This is a genomic window from Rhodococcus sp. GB-02 (genome assembly GCF_053470465.1).
Genome location: NZ_JBPUKE010000004.1, coordinates 516,153 through 540,174, shown reverse-complemented (window position 1 = coordinate 540,174; position 24,022 = coordinate 516,153). Strand labels below are relative to the sequence as shown.

The 24,022-nt window shown below is 58.3% G+C and carries 18 protein-coding genes; 6 read left to right on the top strand and 12 right to left on the bottom strand.

Annotation, left to right across the window (positions count from 1 at the left end; translation table 11 throughout):
• The first annotated feature begins 31 nt into the window (after positions 1-31).
• Together ACSW29_RS27250 and ACSW29_RS27245 are read left to right on the top strand one after the other, a co-directional pair.
• Positions 32-718, top strand: a complete 687-nt coding sequence (locus ACSW29_RS27250) for a class F sortase (RefSeq protein WP_448278764.1) — start codon at positions 32-34, stop codon at positions 716-718.
• A 406-nt stretch (positions 719-1,124) separates the two neighbouring features.
• Complete coding sequence (locus tag ACSW29_RS27245) at positions 1,125-3,590, top strand: LuxR C-terminal-related transcriptional regulator (protein ID WP_448278763.1); 2,466 nt, start codon at positions 1,125-1,127, stop codon at positions 3,588-3,590.
• A 7-nt stretch (positions 3,591-3,597) separates the two neighbouring features.
• Here ACSW29_RS27245 and ACSW29_RS27240 read toward each other — a convergent pair whose 3' ends face one another.
• Positions 3,598-3,723, bottom strand: a complete 126-nt coding sequence (locus ACSW29_RS27240) for a hypothetical protein (RefSeq protein ID WP_448278762.1) — start codon at positions 3,721-3,723, stop codon at positions 3,598-3,600.
• Between the two features lie 175 nt (positions 3,724-3,898).
• On the opposite strand from ACSW29_RS27240, the gene ACSW29_RS27235 reads away from it, so the two are divergent.
• The 3 genes from ACSW29_RS27235 to ACSW29_RS27225 all read left to right on the top strand — a co-directional run bounded on the left by ACSW29_RS27235 (position 3,899) and on the right by ACSW29_RS27225 (position 8,112).
• Positions 3,899-4,813, top strand: coding sequence for a hypothetical protein (locus tag ACSW29_RS27235; RefSeq protein ID WP_448278761.1), 915 nt, complete (start codon positions 3,899-3,901; stop codon positions 4,811-4,813).
• A gap of 87 nt (positions 4,814-4,900) precedes the next feature.
• A complete protein-coding gene (locus tag ACSW29_RS27230) occupies positions 4,901-6,082 on the top strand; it encodes a hypothetical protein (protein ID WP_448278760.1) in 1,182 nt (393 codons plus the stop codon).
• A gap of 992 nt (positions 6,083-7,074) precedes the next feature.
• A complete protein-coding gene (locus tag ACSW29_RS27225; RefSeq protein ID WP_448278759.1) occupies positions 7,075-8,112 on the top strand; it encodes an LppP/LprE family lipoprotein in 1,038 nt (345 codons plus the stop codon).
• Between the two features lie 46 nt (positions 8,113-8,158).
• Here ACSW29_RS27225 and ACSW29_RS27220 read toward each other — a convergent pair whose 3' ends face one another.
• The 5 genes from ACSW29_RS27220 to ACSW29_RS27200 form a co-directional block, all read right to left on the bottom strand.
• A complete protein-coding gene (locus ACSW29_RS27220; RefSeq protein ID WP_448278758.1) occupies positions 8,159-8,344 on the bottom strand; it encodes a hypothetical protein in 186 nt (61 codons plus the stop codon).
• 196 nt (positions 8,345-8,540) lie between these two features.
• Entirely contained in the window at positions 8,541-9,674 is a 1,134-nt protein-coding gene (locus ACSW29_RS27215) for a helix-turn-helix domain-containing protein (RefSeq protein WP_448278757.1), read from the bottom strand.
• Positions 9,675-9,702: 28 nt separating this feature from the next.
• Positions 9,703-10,509 (bottom strand): hypothetical protein, encoded by an 807-nt coding sequence (locus tag ACSW29_RS27210; RefSeq protein ID WP_448278756.1) that lies wholly within the window; start codon positions 10,507-10,509, stop codon positions 9,703-9,705.
• Between the two features lie 686 nt (positions 10,510-11,195).
• On the bottom strand, positions 11,196-12,221 hold the full coding sequence (locus ACSW29_RS27205; protein ID WP_448278755.1) for a hypothetical protein: 1,026 nt from the start codon (positions 12,219-12,221) through the stop codon (positions 11,196-11,198).
• Positions 12,215-13,213: a hypothetical protein gene (locus ACSW29_RS27200; protein ID WP_448278754.1), complete on the bottom strand. Its 999-nt coding sequence runs from the start codon at positions 13,211-13,213 to the stop codon at positions 12,215-12,217. The genes ACSW29_RS27205 and ACSW29_RS27200 overlap by 7 nt, the downstream gene beginning before the upstream one ends.
• A 763-nt stretch (positions 13,214-13,976) precedes the next feature.
• On the opposite strand from ACSW29_RS27200, the gene ACSW29_RS27195 reads away from it, so the two are divergent.
• Positions 13,977-16,379, top strand: a complete 2,403-nt coding sequence (locus ACSW29_RS27195; RefSeq protein ID WP_448278753.1) for a transglycosylase family protein — start codon at positions 13,977-13,979, stop codon at positions 16,377-16,379.
• A gap of 1,225 nt (positions 16,380-17,604) precedes the next feature.
• On the opposite strand, the gene ACSW29_RS27190 is transcribed toward ACSW29_RS27195, so the two are convergent.
• From ACSW29_RS27190 to ACSW29_RS27165, 6 genes are all read right to left on the bottom strand, one after another.
• Positions 17,605-18,039, bottom strand: coding sequence for a DUF6924 domain-containing protein (locus tag ACSW29_RS27190; RefSeq protein WP_448278752.1), 435 nt, complete (start codon positions 18,037-18,039; stop codon positions 17,605-17,607).
• A gap of 126 nt (positions 18,040-18,165) precedes the next feature.
• Positions 18,166-19,419 (bottom strand): hypothetical protein, encoded by a 1,254-nt coding sequence (locus tag ACSW29_RS27185; RefSeq protein ID WP_448278751.1) that lies wholly within the window; start codon positions 19,417-19,419, stop codon positions 18,166-18,168.
• A 674-nt stretch (positions 19,420-20,093) separates the two neighbouring features.
• Complete coding sequence (locus ACSW29_RS27180) at positions 20,094-21,188, bottom strand: hypothetical protein (protein ID WP_448278750.1); 1,095 nt, start codon at positions 21,186-21,188, stop codon at positions 20,094-20,096.
• A gap of 118 nt (positions 21,189-21,306) precedes the next feature.
• A complete protein-coding gene (locus ACSW29_RS27175) occupies positions 21,307-22,371 on the bottom strand; it encodes a hypothetical protein (RefSeq protein WP_448278749.1) in 1,065 nt (354 codons plus the stop codon).
• Positions 22,362-23,105 (bottom strand): hypothetical protein, encoded by a 744-nt coding sequence (locus ACSW29_RS27170; protein WP_448278748.1) that lies wholly within the window; start codon positions 23,103-23,105, stop codon positions 22,362-22,364. Before ACSW29_RS27170 ends, ACSW29_RS27175 begins: the two co-directional genes overlap by 10 nt.
• Entirely contained in the window at positions 23,102-24,013 is a 912-nt protein-coding gene (locus tag ACSW29_RS27165; protein WP_448278747.1) for a hypothetical protein, read from the bottom strand. Before ACSW29_RS27165 ends, ACSW29_RS27170 begins: the two co-directional genes overlap by 4 nt.
• Between the last annotated feature and the right edge of the window lie 9 nt (positions 24,014-24,022).

The window sequence follows — 24,022 nt, the reverse complement described above, 5'->3', positions numbered from 1 at the left end:
ACGGGCGCACCACGAGGTGAGGACAACATTGGTGAATCCTGACAACAGCAACGAATCTGCCGGCGGTCGCGACTTCGCCGAATCCGGTATCGGTAACTCCGCTCGACGCGGGAAACGCACGCGCGCACTACTTGCAGCAATTGCCGCATTGGCCATGATCGTGGGATCGGTCGGTGTCTACTTCGGAACCCGCGACACCAGCAGTCCGACAACTGCTACCGCGACGACGTCCTCGGCAGCACCCCACGATGCAATCCCGGCTGCAACCACCACCCACGGCACATTGTCACTGGACCCGATCAATATCGACACACCCATCGTCGACGCCACCGTCATCAACGGTGTCCTCACCCCACCCGGAGATGTCAAAGAAGTCGGGATCTGGCTCGACGGTGCACCTTTGGACGCCACCACCGGCACCACGCTGATTGCCGGACACGTCAACCTCGCAGGACAAGGAAATGGCGCCCTCTTCGACCTCGGAACCCTGACCCCCGGTCAGGAAATCCACACCACCAGCACCTCTGGCAACACCACAACATGGCGCGTGACCGCCGTCGTCTCCCGACCCAAAGCCGACGGAATCGAAGAAAGCGTCCTCGAAGGCCCCGACGGACCCCGCAAACTTGCGGTGGTGACCTGTGGGGGAGACTTGGAGTACGAAGATGGCATCGGAAACTATTTGGACAATGTTTACCTCTACGCGGACCTTGTCTAACGGGGCGCACTTCCACCATCGATAGACGCAACTCGTCCACAGATGCGTCGCCCGCCCCTACTCGGATGAACCTAGTCCGCGGCCGGTCGGCGAAACCGCCGCACCGTCGATGCGGACGCAATACCGCACCGAACAACGAACACTCCAATTACGTCTACGTGCTCCCGAAATTAGATAGACCTTCGGGCGGAATTCACCCCACGCGAACGGCTGCTGGAGCGAATTTACGAGCACGAAACGGCGGTGTCGCTCTCCTGCAATGACGAGGGAACATAGTGATCGGACAACTAATATGATCAGTCACAGGTCAATCGGGACGCCCCTTCGGCCGGAGCTGGTTGCGAGACTCGATCGCCGCCGAGCGCTGACGATTATCCGAGCGCCGAGCGGTCACGGGAAATCCGCATTGATCGCGTCGTGGTTGCGTAGTTCCCTCGATCCCGAGCGGACTGTGGTGTGGGTCGAACCGCCAGCGCAGAGCGCGGTCACCCCCGCTGCGTACTGGTCCGGTGTCCTCGCCCGGCTTCGCAATGCCGGCGTCTCCAGCTCGTCTGCCGAATGCGGCAACGTCCGCGAGATGTTCACCACTGTCGTCCATCTGCTCGAAAATGCCTCGCGGCCAGTTCTTCTCGTCCTGATCAGACCCGACGTGATCTACGCCGGAGGATTGGCTGATCAACTGATCAGTCTTCTCTCTCTATGCCCCGACGTGGACATCGTCGTGACTCTCTCCGGGCCCGGTATGTTTTCCGGGCGACGTCAGATCGGCGTTGACCATGACGTCATCACTGCGAAGGAGCTGCGGTACACGGCAACCGAAACCGCACAGCTGTTGGCTCTGGCCGAGGCGCCGGCCGTTGCCGGTGATACGGAACGTATTACTGCGCTCACCGGAGGGATACCTGCTCTGGTGCGAGTGGCTGTAGCTGCGATCAAGAACCTCGACAACGGCAGCGAGCGCGAAAAGGTCGTTGAGCGTCAGGTCAACCGAGCGGTCGACAAGTACACCGCACATCATGTGCTCGCTCTCGCCGAAGAGCTGGGCGAACGCGAATTCGTACTTGCGACCGCGTACTCAAGCACCCTCACTTCGGAACTCGCGCGGCTGTTGTCATCGTCCAAAGATACGGTTGCGCGGGTACGCACGCGGCTGGTCGTCCTCGAAGCAGCAGGACTTTACGATCGGGTGGAATCCGAACCGCAGGAGACCTGGGAGCTGCCGTCGGCAATTCGACGGTCCATTCTCCGGATCCGCGCCGCAGCAGGCATAGATAGCTCACAGCACCTGTCTCTTCTGGCGGATGTCCTGATCGATAGCGGCCGACAAACACTCGCACTCGACCACGCTCTCGACGCGCAGAACTGGGCTCTGGCGATCGACATCACCGACCAGTACTGGATGGAGATGCTCGTCGACGATGTCGACAGACTCAGTTCGGCGCTGCGAAGGATTCCTCCGGACGTGGCAGGCAAACACCCCGTCGTGTGCGCACTTCGCGCGTTGTGCGACGGGCACCCCGTCGTCACGATTGGCGTTTTAGCGGATCCACCGCCACTGCTCTCTGATCAGGGAGCGATGGATTCGGCGAAAGATGCACTCAGCGTCGGGTGTATCGAGTCGATCATGCTCCGGTTGGCCGGCCACCACGAAAAATCCGCGGTGATCACGCGCCGTTTGTCCCGTCTCAGTCGTCGCGCCCTCGAAGACAACTCGACGCTCGTCAGCCGACAGTTGCCGTTCATGCGAGCCCAATGGGCCATCACGTATCAGCTCAGCGCGATGCTGGCCGAGTCCACCATCGAAGCGCATCTGGCATACCAGGACGGCCTTTCACTGCAGATCGGATTCGTTGCCCGCGCTGCCGCAAGCACTATCGCATTGAACTGGGCGATGGTCGGTGAACCACTCCACTCACTGCACTGGTCGGAATGCGAGCAACGCCATACCGACCAAGGCGGCCGGCTCGAACCGATCCTCCGCACAGCAGGACTGGTCGCACGAACACTGACCTTGCTCGACTCCCTCTCCGTCGAGGAGGCAATCAGCACGCTGGATGAATTGGGTTATCCGTCCGACGCCGAAGAACTGTGGGCCTTCGTCATTTACGCGCACAGTCAGTACGCGCTGACCCGAGGTGATCCATTCGCAGCGTTGACGTTGGTGCGCAGAACCGTATCAGCACATAGCCATCAACGCGCCGTAGCTTCGATCTCCCGTCCTCTGTTGCAGGCCACCGAGATCGATCTACTGCTTGCGCTCGGAGAAGGAAACGCGGCACTCACACTGGCCGCGAGCATCGACGATCCTGCGGCCTACCCGTGGACCCTGACGTCGGTGGCACGGCTTCGTCAGCGAATCGGCGACAACAAGGCGGCATTGGCTCTGTGTCACCAATACGGCTGGACTCTCGAGTCGTATCCACGCGCCCAGATGGAACTGCTTCTCGTTCAAGCAGTTGCCCACTGGGAACTGGGAGAAACACAATTGGCTACGCAGGCGTGGTTCAAAGCCTGCAAAATCGCAGACCAGACTGGACTGCTGCGTCCGTTCTCGACCATCGCCGCCTCCGACATCGCTCTGTTGGAAAACGCCGCGACAACTGGCTCGCAGACCCTCGCAGTGTTCCGTAAAGACCCTGGAGTGGAGTCCTTTCCGAAAGCACTCCGCATCGTTACTCTCACCGATCGCGAACAAACGGTCCTCACACTTCTCAGACGAGACATGACCCAAGTCGCGATAGCGAAAGCCCTCTACGTCTCCGTGAATACCGTCAGGTCCCAGTTGCGCAACCTCTACCGAAAGCTTGACGCGCACAACCGAGATGATGCACTCAGGCGAGCACACGCCTTGAAGCTGCTGCCCCGAGCTTGAAGGTGACTTACCGCGACGATTCGATCCCAGCGACCCAAGCCGCGCCGACTCCGACAACGAAGAACCCGGTGTGGCCTTCGGCCATGCTGCTTGCCATCCGCACGAGTGCGTCGTCGGTATCGCGGAGTTCCACGCTGATTCATTCAGCGCTTCGCCCTGGCTCGAAAAGAATCACTCGTTAAATCACCCTCTGTCGAGAGGGCTCGCCTCGCGAGGAAGTTTAAATTGAGATTAGCTTGCGATTCGCTGAAATGTGATTCACATGCGTCCGTCGGGGACCCTGAAGTCATCCAGTGAGGGAGAACGTCGTGAGAACGATCCGGTCAGAACTGTGGTCCACAGCGGTTACCATCGGCGTCCGCCCCCGCACCTATGGCAGGCTTATGCGAGTCATCGGCGTGGGTGTCGTGGCCGGAGCGCTGACGGTGGGGGCAGCCTCGTTCGGTGCGCCCGCGTCGTCCTTGGATGTCCGGCTGTCGACAGAGGAGATCACCGGCCTACCCTTCACTGTCGGGTTGACTGTTTTCGACGGCGGTCCGCCGTTCGACGCCAGCGACGGTCCGGGCCTTGATTCAGGTCCCTCCAACGAGATTGTCCGCGAGGGTGATCCAGTGACATACGTGGTCGACATCGGTGTTCGGGACTCACCATTGTCGGATGTGGTCATCGAGATGCCGGTGCCTCGGGGATTCACGTTGATGTCCGTGCCGGATTACTGCGGCCCCGGCTCAGGTGTCGACGGTATGGGATTGACCTGCCGCGTAGGAAGTGTGGGGCAGGGTAAGCATTTCACTCGGACTGTGACCATGACAGCTGGTCCCCGGTCGACGGCGGACGGGCTGCCGATCGCAGTAGTCGTGACCGCTGACGGAGGAGCAGTTCGTGTCCGCTCGCAAGAGGTCGTCGTGCGGGTCTCGACCACCGCGGGTGTCTGCGATCCGCACGGAATCGCCGTCTCCGACCATGCAGCACCTCCGGACGGTTCGGTGGTGGCGGACGGCCGCATCGCCGGTCTCGTCACCTCCGGTCCGGCAGAGTTCGTGACGATCGAGGGCACTGATCAGTGTGCTCACGCGATTGTTCGGTCAGTGACGCCGGTCGCCGGACGCTTCGCGTTCGTCGGGCTCCTTCCCGGCATGTATCGCGTCACGGTCGACGGTAGGGCACCGGTGGAGGTCGTGTTGTCCCCCGGTGCGATGTCTGTGAACGGGTTGACGTTCTGACCACCGACACGCGCATTCCGAAACCTGACATGCTCACCCGCCGTCTTTTCTGTGTTTCAAACTCTCGTGAAATCCTTGGAGGTAGTTGTGCGTGAAAGCTTGGGTATCGCACTCGACACCAGTTCCATCTCCACCGCTCTCGTGGACGCAGATACCCCTCTTCTCGGATCGATCGACGAGTTCCGCCACCCGTGGGGCGAAGGTGGGAGTGTCCCCTCCGCGCCTTCATCGGCTCGCGCGCTCGCCTCGGCTGCAGATGTCGCGATCGAGCGAGCATCGCGTTCCCACCTGCACCCGACCTCGGTCGGCGTGACGTGTGAGCGGGCGGACGTACGCGATCTGCTTCCGGAATCGTTCTCCTCCTCGGCCATCGGGAACGTCGAGCTGGTCAACAGCCTCGACGCACGCCTGGCCTACCTCCGGTCGGTGGACGCCCTGGCCGGAGTGTCCCCGATCCTGGCGTTCTGGCCGGACGGCAGCGAGACCGTGATCGCCGCGATAGACCCGATCGCCGGCACGATCGACTCCGCGCATCGCTACATTTCCGCTGAACTTCTTGCGAACAGCGCTACCTTCACTGCCACACTGGATACGATTGTCGCGGAACGAGACCCGGTTCCGAAGATGCTCGTAGCCATGGGAGCCCCCGAGCAGACCCGGCAGATGTCCGCGGTCGCAGCAGAGCGATCCGGTCTCGGATTCACCTTCCTCGGCGAACGGACCCAACTCGCAATAGGTGCCGCGCTGGTCGCTGCAGCACGCAGCACCCCCACCAGTGCGGCGCCGCTGGCCGTCGGCAGCGGTGGGGCCGCAGGAGGCGCGGCGGCCGCGATCGCCGGACCGCGTCGAGGGACACCACTGATGTTGTTCGCGACGTTGCTCGTACTCGGCGGTTTACTGATCGGCATGTTGTTCACTCTCGCTCCAGACAACGCGAGCACCGCGACCTCAGATCCACCGATCACCGAGAACACGCCGACCGCCACGGTCGACGAACACCAACCCGCGAACGAAAATGGCGAACACCGGACCGAAAGCGAAAACGCCGACGCCCCTGGTTTATCCGGGCCGGAGTGGGGTGAGAGCGGTGGGACTGCCGACCCACCAAATCCCTTCACACCGCCCCCGCCCGGGAGTGTCCTCCCACCCTGTGATCCGGTCGTTCCCGCGGCCCCGGCAGGCCTACGACGATCGGACCCCGAGATTCCGCCGACATCGCCCACTCCGGCACCCGACGCCGAGGCCTGCACACCGATCCGCCAAGGATGATCGGCATGACGCATCAGAACAGGGCAGCCCTGATCCCGATCACTGTGGGGCCGGGTGTCGACGGATCTCCTGTCCGACTATGACCAAGATCCGCCGGTCGATGTCAGTGGGGCGGCAGCGATATTCGGCGTCTGTCCACCCGACCTGGCACATCACCTCACTGGACTGTGGTCTGGTCGATCGTCGGAGCATGAAAGGAATTCACAGGAAAGCATGTACTACAACGATTTTGCAGGGTGGGTGCGGGACCAACTCGATGCAGGTCCGTACAGCGACGACACCGATGCTGCCCGGAAATTAGGAGTACCACCTTCGACGGTGACGCGGTGGCTCGGCATTCGTTATCCGACACGGGCAACGACCCGACAAGTCGCAACACTATTCGACGTACCCATTCACGAGGTCCTCGTTGCCGGCGGCTACATGACACCCGACGAAGCCACCAGCATCACACTCGGGCCCGGCGACCTCGGCACCGAATGTACACCTGCGCCTGGGGCACCCCGTGTTCGCGGGCGTCGCAGATGAGATCAGTGCCCCGAAGAGCCGCGACGGGCGAGGGAACCGACTTCGCGGAACAGTTTCATTTCGTGGACTACGGTGAGTGTCAATTTCGACTGCGCGGCCTTCCAACCTGGAGTTGGATCATCCCTCGGCAGAGGACAAGTGAGGTCCCAGTTGAATCCTCCACCGTCCTATTCCGAGTGTGAATTCGAACCCTATATACCCAGGCAATCCGTGGCATATCGAAGTACAACTGCCATACTTCTCGATAGTTGCATCAATCGGATCGTGGATTGTGTACCGAATCAGGGGGCATAGTGAGAACCAAACTGGCGATTTCTATCTGCTTGTCCGCCGCATTGTTGTTGGCTGGGTGTGGGTCCGATTCAGTCGAAGGCGCTGCACAAGCGGGGGAGAGCGCAGCGGCTTCGTCACCGACCACGACGTCTTCGTCCGCGCCTGATGTCTGTTCGGGTAAACAGGACTGTGTGTCCCTGGCTGTCGTGGATGTCGACGGTGACGGCAATGATGATTCGATCGGCCGTGCAGGTGGTCAGATTGTGGTGCTGACAGCATCCGGCATCGAAGCTGCGGTAGCCGGCACGGACTCCAAGTTGCTGACTGACCCGAAGGCGCAGGATGCGGCAGGGTTTGTCGGAGCATGGGACGTTGACGGTGTGCCGGGTGCGGAGGTTGTCGTCGCCACGAAGGAGCTCGGCGGCTCTGCCTCGTACAAGGTCTGGTCGTGGGAGGACGCGAAATTGGCCGTCATGTCACCGCCCGTCTCGTTGTACGAAGGCAATCCCATCGAGTGGAAACTGCATCGAGGTGAAGGGGCCGAGACCGCGGTTCGTTGTACCGGCGATCCGTCCAGGCCGATCGAGGTCTGGAATTTCGCTGCGCCGTACGGCGGAAGTTCCTCGCAACCGGCGATGAAGGTGACTTCGTACAGCTACGACGCCGCGAACGGTGGTCAGTTCGGTGACGGTTCCATGTTCGGTGACGAGCAGAGTTTCTCCGCGGAACCGCAGAGTCTCGGACAGATGACCGGATGGCCGTGGCTGTGCGGGACAAACGCTGTCGATCCCGCAACGGTTGCGACAGTCAAGTGCGGAACGACCCCGAAAGTCGCTGCGATATCGGCCGGCCTCGACCAGGTGCCAGCCGCAACCCAGATTCCTGGCATCGAGTGGACGTTCTTGGGGGAGACGAACTTTGATCCGTGTGCTGATCTGAGCTACGCGATCGCCGATACCAATGGCGGGACCGGTAGTTCGCCACAGCATGTGATGTTATTCCACCGTGGGGAGTATCAGGGGACAGCTACGGCGTGTTCTTTCGGCTTCACTTCGGTGATTGATTCCTCCAGCGACAGCGTGACGGTTCAGTACAAGTGGCCGCGAGGGATGGACTCGAATGCGAATCCGTCAGGTCTGGCCACCGCGACTTTCGTATGGGACGGCGACGGGGTCGTGATGCAGAATGACCTTCCTGCAGAGTTGCTCAAGGTCAGTGGCTGCAAGTGACGGTTTTCACCACGGAGGCTCACATCCTGGTGTGAGCCGGGGCGCGCTAACCACGCAGCCGAGCTCGGAAGGCTGAGAGCTCTTGCTCGACGTCGCTCTCGCCGTTGAGAACACGGCGGCAGGAGGCTTCGGTATCCGCATCGAAACTGCCACCGGACAGGCGTACGGCAGCTTTGGCGATACTGAAGGCTTCGTCGTCACTACGTGTATGCGCGCTATCGGGGTTATCCATCTGCCTCCGGCTTCCTGCAAAGTGACTGCTACTCAGTGTGTTTCAGAACGTCTCGGAGTAAATCGAGATACGTCGAGTCGATTAGACCCCGAACGGGCGTCAGAATCGCTTGTGGGGATCAGCGCGAGTCGTTCTGACGTCATCTCGATCTTCCGTGTCAACCTTCCATCTATGAAAATGGCCGGGTCGAACCGCGTCAAACCAGTTGCAGAGTAGGGCGTGCGTCCCCTTCGCCGAGCAATAATCTCAGTCTAGGCAAGGTTATTCGTAGCTCGGCTGCTAGTGCTTTCAGGCTCAACCCGTTCTGTTCCGCTACCTCGTAGGCAGAACGGAGCAATGTTGGGACCTCGCCCGGAAACCCCTCGATGGGCTCACTCCGAATCACGTCGGCATCTCGAAGCGCCGCCAATCGTTGATACGCGCGACGATAGGTTGCCTCGGAAGCCATTCCGACTTCCTTGCATCGACGGAGAAGTGAGTCGACAGACACACCCCATGTCGCGCTCAATTCGATCAGCGCATTGAAGTCGATCCGAGCGGGCAGCTCCGGGCTGATCTGATCCTTCGGCGTGAGGAACTCCGCAGCGAAGATGTCGGCTTCCTTCTCCTGCAACGGATCTCCAGGCACGCAGTTTCCATGCATGACCAGATGGCCGAGCTCGTGTGCGGCTGTGAAGCGGTGGCGATACACGTCGTCAGCCCTGCCTCGTGTGAGTACGACGACCGGTCGGGGGAGCTGAGTCGTGGAGAACGCATCGATCGTTTTTGCATCGTCAGGATCGAACGGTGCCAACGTGACGATGATCCCGTGCTGTTCCATGGTTCGGACGACTCTGGGAATCCGCCGAAGTCCTAGCCCCCAGTATTTCCTGAGCTCACCGGCGGCGCCGATAGGGTCGGTTGGAAACCCCAATTGTTCGACCTCACCGGCGGAGAATCCCGGCAGATCAACCGCGGGGAGACGGACGCGCTTTTCCAGCGCGTTGGTCAGTTCCCACAGCTGTTCAGTGAACGCGACCGCCTTGCTGCGTTGGATTGCCGGCGTCCGTCGCAAGCTACGGAAATGAGCTGCAGCAGAGTCGAGTCGGGCATACGGACGCCCTGATGCCAGAAATGACACCGGCACTTCGAGCGCCTTGGCGAGTGCTTCCACATTGTCCGGGCGGGGACTGGCTGTGCCAGCCTCCCACTGTCCAACTGCTACCGGTGAGACCCCGATCGTGTCGGCGACTGTCTTCTTCGTCAGCCCTGCGAGTCGGCGCGCCTGAGTTAGACGCGCAGCATCGAATGCCCCCGAGATAATGTCGTGAGGGATCTCGTCGTCTGCCAAGAGACGAAGCTGGCCCGGCTGTTCGTGGTCATTCACTGTTCTCACTGCCTGTGATGTCGATTTCCGGGATCTTTTCGCTGTTCACCGCGCCGGGTTCAACATTGGGAGTCAGGCTGAATCCGACATCATCGGACTCCTCATCGAAGCGAGGCAACCGCGCTGTCGCGATCTCTGCGAGGCGAAGATGCTTTCCCAGCACCGGGGCGTCGGGGCGAGTCAAAGGTTCCGAAAACAGCACGTGGATCCGGCCAGTGTCCTCGTCGACATCGACGTCGCCCCAATAGAGGTCGAAGACGCCATCGGGGCTACATGCGATACCGATTGTGACAACGCGTCCGCTTCTCAGCAGTTCTGCGCGGAGTTCGTTCTCGGCGTCCCGACGTCGGACAATCTCTTCCTCACTGAGCAGGGGCTCGAAGAGGTCGAACTGTTTCTCGGTCTGGCGCGCTACGCCCGAATGCAGCAGGTCTCGACGTACCTGCGACATCGTGATTTTGGCACCATCACGCTTCACCTTGCCGTCCTTGCCGTATCGCAGCGGGTACAGCAAGGTCTTGGTTTCAAGAATGAGCGGCAGTTCGTATTGGACCTTGGCGTTCTCAGGCTTTCTCAGCTCCACGCCTTCAAGGTCACGTGTGTGGTCCGCCAACTCCTCGAACTGTGCGACCGCGAACTGAGTTCCGTATGCGTGTTCCGTACGGGCTCCACCGCCGAGGTGAGCCCCCAGAGCCCGGGTTTGAGCCTGGTGCATCGACGCGATCGCAGCGTCCTTGGCGACCTGGAACTTCGATCCGAATCGGAGGATCTGCCACTCGGTGGGTTCAGTGGATGCCATCTGAGAAGCCCCTTTGGCTTGTTTTTCTCGGGACAATGCATGGATTGACTTTATTTCTATGCAGAATCCTATCACTTGATGCCGACAGGCTTCAGGGAGGCGACGGGTTCGACCGCCCAAATGGAGATAGAAGTGCTGGTCACCGCGCCGACGAGGAATTCACTTGTGTGACCCCGCGCAGCCGAGTTGACGCTGCCTGAGGGCTGAGTCCCGCGTGACGGTCGCCTATTCGCCGATCCGCCCGCACCGATCTCTGCCATCCTCGATCAACTTGAGGAGGGCCTCTGCCGCCCTGGTTGAGTGAACGCGTTGATAGAGAGCCGAAGTACGCGCGTGCTCGACCGATGCTCCTTCGGGTCGAGAGGCTTCGTGATCGAACTCCATGGAAATAGCGTACGTTGAATCGCCCGGGTCACCCCATGGCTTTACACGTGGTCGTGGCTGCGGCAACTTTGCCCTCGACGTTCGTGGATAGATGAACTCAGAAGCCTGTCGTACCGTCCGGATAATCTGGTTTTCTGCGACGAGAGATCGCCGCGCAGTCCCTCAACCGAAGTCAGAGTGTCTGGCTCTGGCCCGGTCCCGGTGTCGAGATGTCTGGTCTCTCACCGGACCTGCGCGGCGATCTCTTCTGTTGGCAAACCGATACCGAAGTAGTCCTCGAGGCATTCGGTCACCAAGGTTCGTCAAGCAATGGCGGTAGTTCGAAGCTGATCCGCCCGAAGTTCATGCTGCTGCACGTGAACCGCGGCATCGGACGGGGCTTGTCCCGCTCCGGTCGGCCGGAGTCGTTCGAGTCTCTTGCCGTTCTCGCTGGCACGGATACCTTCTCGGATGGTTTCCTTCTCCTTGATGATCTCGTATGCCCAGACGCGGTAGCGCGGGTGCGAGATGAAGTTGAACAGGTATTCGTTGACCGCTTCGACCCGTCGTGTCGGAACTCCGAGGATCTGGGCAGCATTGGCTGCTCCGTAGGGCAGATTCTCATCGACTGAGAAGAGGATGCGGGCGTACTTCATGTACTTCTCCGCCAGCATTGACTCCAACACTTCGAGGATTAGCTCTGCGCTCTGCTTGTACGCGACGTCATCCGAGATGGACGCGGGATCCGATTCCGGGATCGACACGTACTCGGGGTCGTGAACATCTCCGAACGTAGACCGCGACGGAATAGAGGGAAGCACGTAGGTGCAGGCAAATCCGGTGATGTCTTCCAGCTCTTCGTCTGTAGGACGGCGACCGTGATCCCTCACAAATTCGTCAGTCGCAGCGAGCCAACGCCAAGTCGCCTGGATCGCTGCAGTGTCAGCGCGATACGGAGTGCTGTTCTTCGCGATCAGCCTGTTCATCGCCTTGCTGATCGCGAGGGATGAATACTTGGCGAACCGAACACCGGGGTGGTTGTCCGTCCCGCGAGCGTTGAACGAGTTGGTCACTCGGAGCGCAGCGATGACGCCCTCATCGAAGAGATCATTGCGATCCCATCCGACCGAAGACTTGTTCTGAATATTTCGGTGATAAATCGAGCTCGCAATCTTGTTGATGTGAGGAAGATACGCCCGGATAAGTTCGGTCGCGGCTCGATCGCCGTCCTCTATGACGTCAAGTTCCGACACCAAAGGTTCACGCTCTTCCTCCTGGAGCAGATCACGGATCCTTCGCCGGGCGACTATGCGGACAGAGAGTCGCAACTCCTCCTCGTAGGTCAGCATGACTTGGCCCCTTCGAATGCGAGGAGCTGGTCCACTACGTGTTGTCCCAGTCGTCCAGATTCGAGTGCTTGCAAGGGTGAAAGCCCGTCCAGCATGTTGAGAGGAGTGGCCCACCATCGCGCGGCCCGCCACTGAGCTTCACACTGATTCAGAGCGACGCCAAGCTTGCGATTCGCATACGCCACCAGCGGGATGATCGCGCCGGTCTTCTTGTCGAACTGGAAGTCGGGGTATCGGGTGCTGGAACCGCTCATGCCGCTGGTCGCGATACCTGCGTCTGGATCCGACGCGTCATCCATCTCCACGGAAATCAGGTCTCCCGACTCACTCGGATCCGACAGGTGAAGGATTGTTGATGTGGCCGGATCGATGAACTTCATCGCAGCGAATATCCTGCCGTAGTCGTCAGATTCGATACCTGCGGCCGACCTCTGCTGGGAGACCGCCGAAAAGGTCAATTCCCCCTGAACGATCATCATCTTCTGCGACTCGAACGGAATTGTGAACGCTCGCTGCAGTCTCTCCGCCTTGACGACGGTCAAGGCCGGGTGAAGTCGAGGTATGAGCATCGCGGGTGTGTGAGTGCCAGCAAGGTAGGTGTCTTGTTCCCCGTTACGGCAGAGAGTCATTCGGGTGTATCTGTTCTGTAGGACCTCGATATTGACTGGAGTGCCGAAGTGGGCGCCCCTCAGATCCCAGAAGACGATCACTGAGTCAGTAGACCGGATCAGCTCACGGTCCAGCTGTGCGGCAACTTGGCCCATATCCCTTGCAGTCCAGGGGATCAGAGGAGATGTGCCCTCTGCAATTGCGTCCAAGACGGCGTAGACGGGATCTGTTGTGGATCCGCCCGGAGCTTTCATCGAATCAGGGAGGGTGTCGATGGTGGAGAGTCGGGGGTCGGGCGAATCTGCCATCTTGCAGTGGCGGGCAAATGTAGCTGATGTTTTGGAAACATCTCTGGACACCAGATTGGTGTGAATTCGATTCACTATATTTCTCCTGTGCTCGGATCGCGTTACGGCGCGTTCTCGATCTATCTATCGTATAAGGGCTAGTCGAGAAATGACAGAGTTCCGTTAGGAGGAGGTTAAAAGAGATAGTCTATCCCGTCTGTTCTCTGCTTCGCAAAAGCTATTCTCACCAGCGAAAAGAGAAAGGAATATTTTCGGTCTTCAATCTATCCAATGGGCGGTGGCGATGGTAAGTAAAGAGTCCAACAGAGATGAGAGAGAAAGACGACTCGATCAATCTGTAGACGAGATTGCGCAGCTCGTTGACCAAATACGCGAATTCATCGTTCCGGATGTTTCGGCGATCCCGGACGATTCAAGCGATCCTGGGTATCCGAACCTTCCGCCTTCGATGGTGGATGAAATTCTTCGCATCGAGCATCGCGAACTGGCTTCTCTCAGAGGCGAGCCTGTACGGCCCATCGGGGACCCGAAGAAGCTCAAACCAGACGAAAAAGCTCTGGTCGATGCGCATCGCATCAAGGCTCAACCAGTATCTTCCCGGAATCCCGAAGAGGTCAGTTCAGTGGTTCACGATGTGCGCAAAGAGTGGCCGCACATCGGCCATAAGGGGGTCGCAGAAGATGCAACTGATGGAAGCGAGTCGAATCGCCCGGATGCTTCAGGAATTCCCAATTCGGGGAAGGTGTTGAACAAAGCCGGTCGGATAAGACCTCGGGAAGACCTTGCGGTGGGCGCCGATTCATCTGCATCGGCCATTAAGGGCGTCAACGATGGAATTATGGCCGAAGACCGGACCAGCATTTCAAAAGATGCTGTCGGCGGTGCAGCGACGGCGGGCGCCAAAGCCGCAGCAGCAAAAGTTGGAGTCGATACAGACAAGGTTGAGCTTGCGGGCGACGTAGCAGATGCTGCAGTGGTCGTCGGAAGTGTCGCCTCCGGTGCGGTAACTACCGAAACCGTCGTCAGTGCCGCAAGGCTAACCAAGAAGTATTCAAAGAAACTGAAGACCCCACTGATAGTGCTGTCCGCATTCCTGGCCGTCATCGTTCTGGCGGTTATCTCAACTCTGACCAGTACTGCGATAAACACTGCGGTCGGCGCTGCATATGCGACGGCCAATAAGGACTGTTTGCCTTCGATGTCCGATACCGAGGTCACGCTCGTCAGCGGCGGGGCCGACAGCTCCCCACAGGTACTGCAATCGTCCGCGAGCGCCGACATCGGAAGCGTTGGGGAGCCCACTATTGGGGACTGGGAAGCCATCGCGGAGTGCGAATCCAGCGGAAATTGGTCCGCCAACACGGGCAATGGATACATGGGTGGACTTCAGTTCGACCAGAGCACATGGGATTCCGTCAACGGAGGGCAATATGCCCCGTCTCCTGATCGAGCTACCAAGGCGCAGCAGATCAATGTGGCCCTCGATATCTGGCGTACCCGTGGTTGGAGCCCCTGGGGCTGTGCAGCAACGCTCGGCTACGTCGGTGGACCAGAGGGATGGACGAATGCAAAGGGTGATCAGTTCGGGCCGACAACGGAGAAAGCCACCCCGTCCGCCGGTCAAGATGCCGACCGGAACTTGCCGGAGACTACTGCCAGCCTGCCAATTGACTACAACAAGATCGACGTGGATAAACAAAACGGTGTCACCGATACTGCTCAACCGAATGCGCCGCCTGCTCCCGTCGACGATGCCAATTACATCGATCGCGACGACGCGCTCACCAGCCTTGCTACCGCCGACATCGTGCTGGACAAGGAACAGATCGGAATTGCGCGAACGATCATCGGCGTTGTCGATGAGTCCGGCCTGGGCGACAAAGCCGCAGTCGTCACTCTCGCCACGGCACTACAAGAATCAACTCTCCGAAACCTGGACTACGGCGACCGTGATTCCCAGGGCCTCTACCAGCAACGGCCCAGTATGGGGTGGGGAACGCTGGAGCAGATCAAAGATCCAGTCCTGGCGACCAAAGCCTTTCTCGGGACCAGTGATCACTCCAACAACGCGGGACTCAAGGACGTAGCCGGTTGGGAAAACATGACTCTGACCGACGCTGCACAAGCGGTCCAACGTTCAGGCTTTCCCGAGGCATACGCAAAGTGGGAGAACTCGGCGAAACAGATCGTGGAATCACTCACAGGCAAGTCCGGTGGATCATCTTCATCTATCTCATCGCAGCCATGCTCGGATGCAAGTCATCTGTCCCAGGGCGACTGCATCACCGCAATGACCGCCATCTCGGGAGTCGTCGCCGATTCGACCTTCAGAGGAATGAAGCCCGATACGGCGCTGGTCACCAAGACTGTGACCAAAGAGTTCGGATCCCACACTTACTACGGCTACCGCGACCCCGACGGCTACAACGAGCATTACAGCGGCGTCGCTGTGGACATCATGATCGAACCGGTAGTGGGTAACGACATCCCGAAGTCCCCGGAGGATCCCGAAGGTCTTGAGTATGGCGACAGTTTGGCGCTGTATCTGCAGAACAATGCGAAACAGCTAGGCATCGAATACCTCATCTGGAAGCAGCGCATCTGGATGTCGTCCGCTCCCGTCGAGGGCTGGGACCCGATGGAAGATCGTGGTGGCATAACGGCCAACCACATGGACCACATTCACGTGAACACCTTCGGTAATTCCGCAACGGGCGCAGCAGGAGTTGCAGGTCAGACATGTACGAAGAGCGAAACCGTGGGAGCGGCTTTCGTCGCGAATCTCGAAGGCCTCGCTCCACCTGCGAGGCCAGATGAATACACGTTGTCGGATTTCTTCGGCACCCGGGATGGCGGACATAAGGGTGTCGATGTCGCTTCAAACGGTGCAAAGCCGATCGAACTCTTCACCATGGGCAACGGCACCGTCACCGAGGTGGTTACCGGTTGCGCCCCTATGACACAGGACAACTCGTGCGGTGGGGGATGGGGCAATCACCTTGTCATCGATCTGGGCAATGGAGTCGGACTCCGGTATGCGCACATGAGCGAGATCAGCGTGACACAGAACCAGCAGGTCACGGCGGGACAACCGATCGGGAAGATGGGCAACTCCGGTTGGTCAGAAGGTGTTCACCTTCACTTGGAGCAACTCGACATGAATAACGGTCGCGCACAGGTCAATCCCGCAGAACTAATGAAAAAGGCCGGTGCCTGGGCGAACGGACAACAGGCCCAGTAGCCAGTCTGCCGGGCGAATAAAAGTCGACGAAAGGTATCAATGAACCTGAACAGTAAGCGGTGCATCGCAATTGGGGTCGCCGCGATAGCAGTAATCGTCGGCGGGATCTGGGTTCTCTTCTTTCCCCAAAACGGCGGTGGGGACCCACCAAACAGATCGGTGGGAGTCGTTCCCAGCGCCGGCCAGCGCCACACGACGGCTACTGACTCGCACGATCACCTCCCCGAGGGGTGGGTGCCAGATGGCAAGGTGCGGCCGACACCTCCGCCGGAAAACAAGATCTCACAGTGCTCAGATGGCCATTGTGGAGATGACACAGCAAGCGTCAATATGGAACCGGAGATTGTTCGGCAGTGGGAGGATGTGGCTCGACACTTCGCTAACAACTTTGGCAGAATCGACAATCGCAGCAGGGAAGAGTGGCTCAATTCTCTGCGGCCTCTTGCACTTCCAGCCCTAGTTAAGAAGATGGAATCCATTGAGTACGGCCGAGTGAGGGCTGGCGGCACACCTCAGGTTGTGGTTAGCGATAGTAGCCAGTTTCGGCAGGTGAGCGTCCGCGCTGACTACCCCGAAGGCTGGAGCATCTACATCAAGCTCGAGCTGATGGGTTTCGAGGACTGGAAGGTCACCACATACGACACCCCGAGGTAATCCCTCCGCAGGGCGTATGCCAGATTGTCGGCGAATGCTTGCTCTTGGATAGATCACAGTTGGGACGACACCCGACGTGGGTCGATGATGCCGCTCGCGCTAGCTTGATTCTTGTTCGTTGCGTCTGGTCAGGGTCAGGAGCCCACCTGTGAGGCCGTGGCAGACGTTTTTGATGGCATTCCATGATTCACGAACCATGTTGGCTCCCTTCGTCGATTCCTCTTTGCTGGACAGTGAGCGGGTTACGGAGCCGCATACATATGTCTCCAGCACGGGGAACAGAACTAAGACTACAAAAACGCTGCACGCTGTCACGACCTGTAGCACCGACTCGAACGGCGCGCCAGACCCGTACCACACGCAACGAACGGGGAAGCGCAATTCCCTGGGTTCTAAGGTATTGAGTTTTCAAGTTGGTTGCCCCGAGCGTGCAGCTTCGAAGCTCGAATAATTTTTCATATTCGCGGACGTTTGTCAAGAACCAGTGAGAGAATGAGATTCTGCCGCGTTCTTGAAAGTGAGTGCGATGGCGATTGCCCATCGGGAAGTGATCTATCCAGCGTTCTGTTCGTTAGAATCCACGAAAGACACCGTCCTCATCAGCAGATGACGCGAAGTCCTCGAAATCCATATTGGCCAGCGATAGGTTGTTTTCGATCGCGGCCATTTCACTGGGCACCACCCGCAAGGTGGGGACGCCATCACGGTCCGGGTCCTCGTTACCGGTATCCACGGCAAGAATGGGGTGCTCTGGGTCCGACCGTGTCCGGCTATCTGCGATGAAGACGTAATATGGCGGCCCAGCACCGACAATTTTCATCAAACCGTCGAGGGTGAGTCCGTGGAAAGCTCTGTCGTCGATCAGCGTCAGGTCGGCGAATGCTTCGATGCCCCCGCCCAGATCCCAGGGTTGTCTCGCGGCTTCGACTGTTTCGAACCAGGCGGCGTCGTCAGTGAAATCCGTTCGGATAAGTAGCGACTGATCATCGGGCAGCGTAAGTGTCATCTTTCGAACATATCCTCGGCCTGTGTCATTTTGAAAAATCGGGACATCGCGATGTTCCTGTGGGGTTGAGGGCCGTGCAGACTGGGAGGTCACTCTAGTGGACGCAGATGCGACGGTGTTCGAGATCTACAGCCCGGCATCGCTAAGAACGTCCTCGAGGTTTGACAGCGAGGCGAGCGCCTCATCACGACTCGCACGGGAAGTGAACCTAGCTCCTGACCGGGAACCTATTAGCTCGTCGTGCGAACGATAGGCGTCGCTGAAGTCGGCGTCCCTGGTTGCCGAACCCTTGGATAGAAGGTAAATCTCCATCGACTGATAGGTGGCCAATGGTTGGTTGCCCTGGCTAAGCATCCCGTAGTTCACAATGGCAAGCCGCATCCTGCGCCAAGCGATGACATACATGTCGTAGATCTCATCGTTAACCTTGTCGAGCGCTTTTTCATGGCGATGACCCGAAAAGCACGACCGGGCCATTTCCATGATTCGATCACCCCTGCCGCGGGTTGATGCCTGAGACGCTGCGAGGCTTAACTGAGAAACTATTTGCTGGAAATTGGTTGGAACGACATCGCGTCCTCGGAGGACTGGGATGGCAATGCTCGCAGTGATGTGATCAAACGAGGCCAGCATGTTCTGAATCTTCCTATAGACGTTCTCTGCGTCGTCCAGAATTGATGCCATATTCGGAGCGTCCTTCGCTAGCTCTGCTCGGTACCTGTCGGAAAGCTCGTACAGTTCCGGTTCGATATGAGTGACCCACGATCCGGCGCTGTCGTTCGCGTCCATCTGAGGGTCGGTCAGTGCGTCGTTGCCACCAAGAATCTGGTGGGCCCGAATCAGCGCGTTGGCCTGCCGGCGGACGAATGACTTGATACTCGAGTCCTCGTAGCGTTCGCACTTCAATCGCGCTTCTTGGAATCGTGCGTCGACCATCTCAAGCCCACCCCGTACGTCATTCTCGTTCAAGAATCTGTATGCGTCTCGGTCCGCGGAGATCTGCGGGTTAGAGCCCATGTGATACCCCTCGACATCCGCTCGAAGGTACCGAAATCCCTTCGAGGACAGAAAATTGACCCAAGCGCCATCCGCCTGCCAGAACCCCATGTGAAGGAGGAGGTAGTACATGCGGATCGACCAGTCGTTATCGGACTCACCTTCTCGATATGCGGAGAGTTCTGTTTCAACCCAGTAGATTGGATGGCCGAGGAACTCGTCCTTGACGTTCTTCGGTGCGAGACGAACGATGGCCGACCTACGCCTCGGCGTCGGCTTCGGTATCGGGGGAAAGCCCCAGAAGTTGATGGCGAACTGATCTCGACTCAACCCGGAATTATTCATCATCTGCAGGATCTGGGTTCCGCTTTCGATCATCGACACCGGTCGGCACTTTGTGTATCGAAACCCGTCTGATCCCTGAGTGCCCTGGTGCGAATTTGGGATGAATTCTGTTGTTATGGTGGAGTGTTTCGATTGATCGGCCATTCGATTGCCCTTTGGCTAGTCGCGCTATTCGCTAGGAAACTAGCCCTTCAACTTGTGTGTCAGGTGGGGTTCTTCCTCAGATGCATCGGCGTCCTCGCACTCGCGGGAGTGTTGGAACAACGCCGAACTTGAGTGACCACGGGTTTAGACACCCGGAAGCTTCGAGATGAACTTTCAACGTGTGTGCTTGCTTCTTCCGTCGTCGATGGTCTCAGACTGATCCGCCGATGGATCGGCGACAACTGGCCGTGCTGGACCGGCGGATACCGCCATTGAACTGAAGTGAGGTACAGCGTCGAGTTGCAATCAGCACCTCTCAACGACGGCGTCACGGAATCGGTCACCATCCCCTCCATTCGTCTCACCGTGACCTTCCAACGAGTGAAAGATTGATTGGTACAGAGCTTTACGCAGATTTTCTAAGGCTGACGTGATTCGTCCGAAAGCGTTCAGTGACTGTGTCAGCTATTCGAGTTCGAGGGTAGTCGAGATTCTTTCGCGCGAGTCTGGTTGGCTGAGAGTTCATTTCGAGTCGATTGAGACGCTATTGAATAGCATCGTCGTCCGTGTCAGAGGTCTACGGTGCGTAGCGGGTCTGCGTACCATGTCGGTGTATGCAATTGGGCGACACAGTTTTCGATGTAGTTCCGTTCCGCTGGCCTCTGATCTCCGAGCTGGATCGGTGCCAACTCGACGTCGGCGGCACGGACGGTGGGCTGCACAACCAGCGCGCGAAACTCACTGCTGACGCACCTGGGGCCGGGAAACCAACGATCTACTTCGGCAGTGAAGACACGATGCTGCCCGCGTTCCCGGATTGATTCCGAGGCAACGTACTTGTTGCTGGCAGCGTTGACTCCAATCTCAACCAACCTCCGCATCTTCCGTCGGTTCTCAGTTTTCGCGATGCTGACAAAGATCACGTTCAAATCGAGGTCACTACGACCGCAAATGGAAGTCCATGCTGCTGCTTTCTTGACCAGTCTGTTTTCGCCGTCCGAACAGGAGGAATTCGAGTTGTTCCCGTCGACTTCCAAGACGACGATCTTGCCATCACGGGTGAGGATGGCTCCATCGCCTACATTTGCTCGAGTATTCTCGTGGTCCAGTGTCGTCGCTTCGTAGAACGAGTTGCCAACGCAGAAGCGCTCGCCCCAGAGTCCGATCACGCCGGGGCACATCTCCAGCGCTTTGATCTGAATCTCAGTGGAGACCAAGTCATGTCGTCGTGTCATCGGCGAATTCTGACCCTTGAAAACAACCATCGGGTCGAACCCATAAGAGACGAACATCCATGACTTCGTGTCCAACCGTTCGAACCAGTCTCGGGCTGGTCTCTTGTCCTGTTCGGTGCCGCCGCGCCGCACCCTCCACAACGTCGATTCTCCGGGATTCGACCGGAGTCCGTTGACCATGATCGTCAGGGTCAGGCGCTCTACGATTCCGCCGTTGAACAGGACGAGCATGGTGTTCTCCACCTCCCGTGGGTTGATCGCCAGCAAGGTTGAGAGTTGCCGTGTGGAGAGCTGATGCCACTCGACCAGAGATGCCATCGCCTGCACGGCGATGGCAGTATAGAGGGATCGGGGGTTCTGCGGGATTGGGTCAAAAGCCAGTTCTGTTCCCTGGATCACTATCTCGCCGTTCGGGTTCGGCCCGGTCACCTCTCTCAGGACCGAGATGTACTCCCATTCCGGTCTGACAGCGTCTTTGTAGTTCAGCTCAGAGATCGGATCGAATCGTAGGTGCCAGGGGTACAGGGCCCGAGAGGCGACGACGTAGTTAGTCATGAGTTCGACGCGCTCCGTTCTTGTCAGGTTTGCCGGACGGGATGAGATGCAGCGACTCATGCGCCGTTAGCCTGAGATTGCCTTGTGTGATGGTTTCGCTCGTCAAGGGACCATGACTCAATCGGTCCAATGCAAAGCTATGTTTGAGAGACTTGGAGGAATAGCGAGAAGGATCGAAACCGATGCGGCACAACGTATCGACCAAAATCGCCTTGATTGCTGAAGCGTCCAAACGTGTCATCGTCGCAGTGTCGGTGACGAACAGTGGTCCGGGACTCGTTCCGCGAACAGCGATCCACCTTTTCATCGCACCGACAGGCGACAAATCAGACCAGAGAATTGCCTGCAACTCACGGACGGCATAGTGAATACCGTTTTCCTTGCGCAGGATCAAGCGGAGGTCGTCGCTGTTGGCTACGGACTCCACGTCGCCAAAGTCGAGAGTCGACAGACCTGACTCGTCTATTCCCCCGAAGTACCCTGACAGGAGTACCGCCTGGTCTCGCAGCGCTGTTGGGCTGCACTCAGACAGGGCCTTTGTTGCTCTCCGAATGTGTCTTTCCCGCAGAATGGCACTCCTCTGTGGAAGGACCGGTTCCGCCTTGGACACCTTCCTGGCCGCGGTGAGCACCTGATCCACGAGATCCGATGCTGCCAGCGAGTCTCCTAGATAGGAGATTTGCTGTTCTTGATGTTTCATCTTTATCGCGCACACGCGGAAACGCTCGGTGTGGATCAAATTGGGTTGAACTTTGCCTTCGCTCGGGAACCATTGGGCACGAATGTATCTGAGTATGGTGCTCAGTTCAGCGGGAAGAGGATCGAGGGCGTTGCTGCGGCACCAGGTTGCGAAATCGCCCCAGTACTCCCGGTACAAACTGCTGGAGGAGCTCAGTACCCGCTTCCTGTCCAGTGCGCCGGATAGGGCGGAAATCAACTCGATGTCCGATGGTGAGTGGTCTTCTAGCTGTTCGGAGACTCTATCGAGCAGCTCCAATTCGCGAGTCAGACAGGGCGTCACCACGAAATCTTCAATGCTGTTTCGCTCTACACCCATAGTAGCTTCCCCTGTTCGCCGTAAGGCTTGACCAGGTCGAACAGTCGTCGCGCTGTCGCGACCAATACCGCGGACACCCCTGCGGTGGCGCAGTAGATTGGCCAGATCAACCAGGGGTTCGAATTCCGTGCGAGCATCATCGCCACTGCGAGTGAGCCAACCACGATGGCAAAAGCTGGAATGGTCACCGTAAGTTGTTTCATTGCCCGGATCGGCGAGACCGTCTGGCGCGCCCTCAACCAGGCATTTTGACGTTCAACCCGATCCCATCGATCGTCACGGATGCGTTGTCGAAAAACCCGTAAAGCCACAGTCATTGCCCTCGTCGTGCAGGCGAACAGCGCAAGTGTCTTGGCGCCCAGGTAAAGGTTCGCGTTGTCGATCCCAAACCACCATGCCGCGGTCTTGTACACAATCAGTGTGCAAACAGCGATTATGAGTGCCGAAATCAAACCACGGATCAATGAAGATTTGCCATGCGCAAGAACATCTTTGACCTCGTCCCACGGGCCCTGTACCAGGCCGACTGTCGAGGTGACTACGGTGAGCAAGTAGATGACCGAGTGCAGGACTAGCGCCGACACTACAAGCGCACCGGGTCGATCGATCAAGCTGATGATCGCACATATGACTCCGAATGGAATCGATACGTACAGGCCTTTGCAGACCGACTTTGTTGTCCAGAAATAGAATTGGCTGTCTGGAAGCATCGGGCGGTTCGGGAGGAAGTTCATTTTCGCACCGCCCAGTCTGGCAGGGGTTCGAGCGGATAGTTGGGACACTCAGACTGCTCGATCCCGGCCATGTCCAGAGCCTCCGCGACAATCCTGTCGATGCACGACGGTTTCATCCTCTGCATTGTGTAGATGTCAGCGGGAAACAGTGGCCCATTGCCTCGGTCTCGTTCCATCGTCCAGTTGCGGATGGCAGAAGCCGGTGACATCAGAAGGTCTGAAAATCGTGGCATTTGAATCACCTCTGATTCAGTGCCGTCTGAGGTACGAATGGACAGTTGAATTGGATCACTTATTTTACCGAATGTTAAATCTTCGAAGTTGAGGTTCGCTATTTGCGTGCTTTCCAAGCTGCCGAAGTATTTGATCAGTAGGAGTGTGCGATCCCGTGATGAATCCGGTGCCACCGTTCCGACTGCTCGCCGGAAAACCTCCCACGGCAACCGCGGGTCGCCCATCGAACGGTCCGCTTGGTAAACCGCTTTGACTGCGGACAGTATTGACCGGATGCTTTCTGTTCTGGTCACAGAGTCCTCCAGATACGGAACTCCTTCGCGGTTATGAACGTATCTAATTGCCGCCACACGACCTTCGATAGTTCCGGCAGCGTCAACCTGTGGAAAGCCATTCCGCTGCAGGGGGTTCAAGCCGCCGGTACTGCAGGCGAGGATGTATCGTGCGATCGTCTTTCCGGAGGCCGGCAGCGGATCTACTTGTCGCCTCCGACAGTATGCTTCGAAATGAGACCACTTAGACATGTAGGTCGTCACGGTGGCAGTAGTCGCTGGTTGACTTACAACATGTGTTGCCGCAGCGGTGTGGAACTCAGCTTCCGAAACATCTGACTCAACTAGTTCGTCGACTCGCGTCAGGTACCTGCGAATCTCCTCAACGCTTTTTTGATTCATCCGAGAATC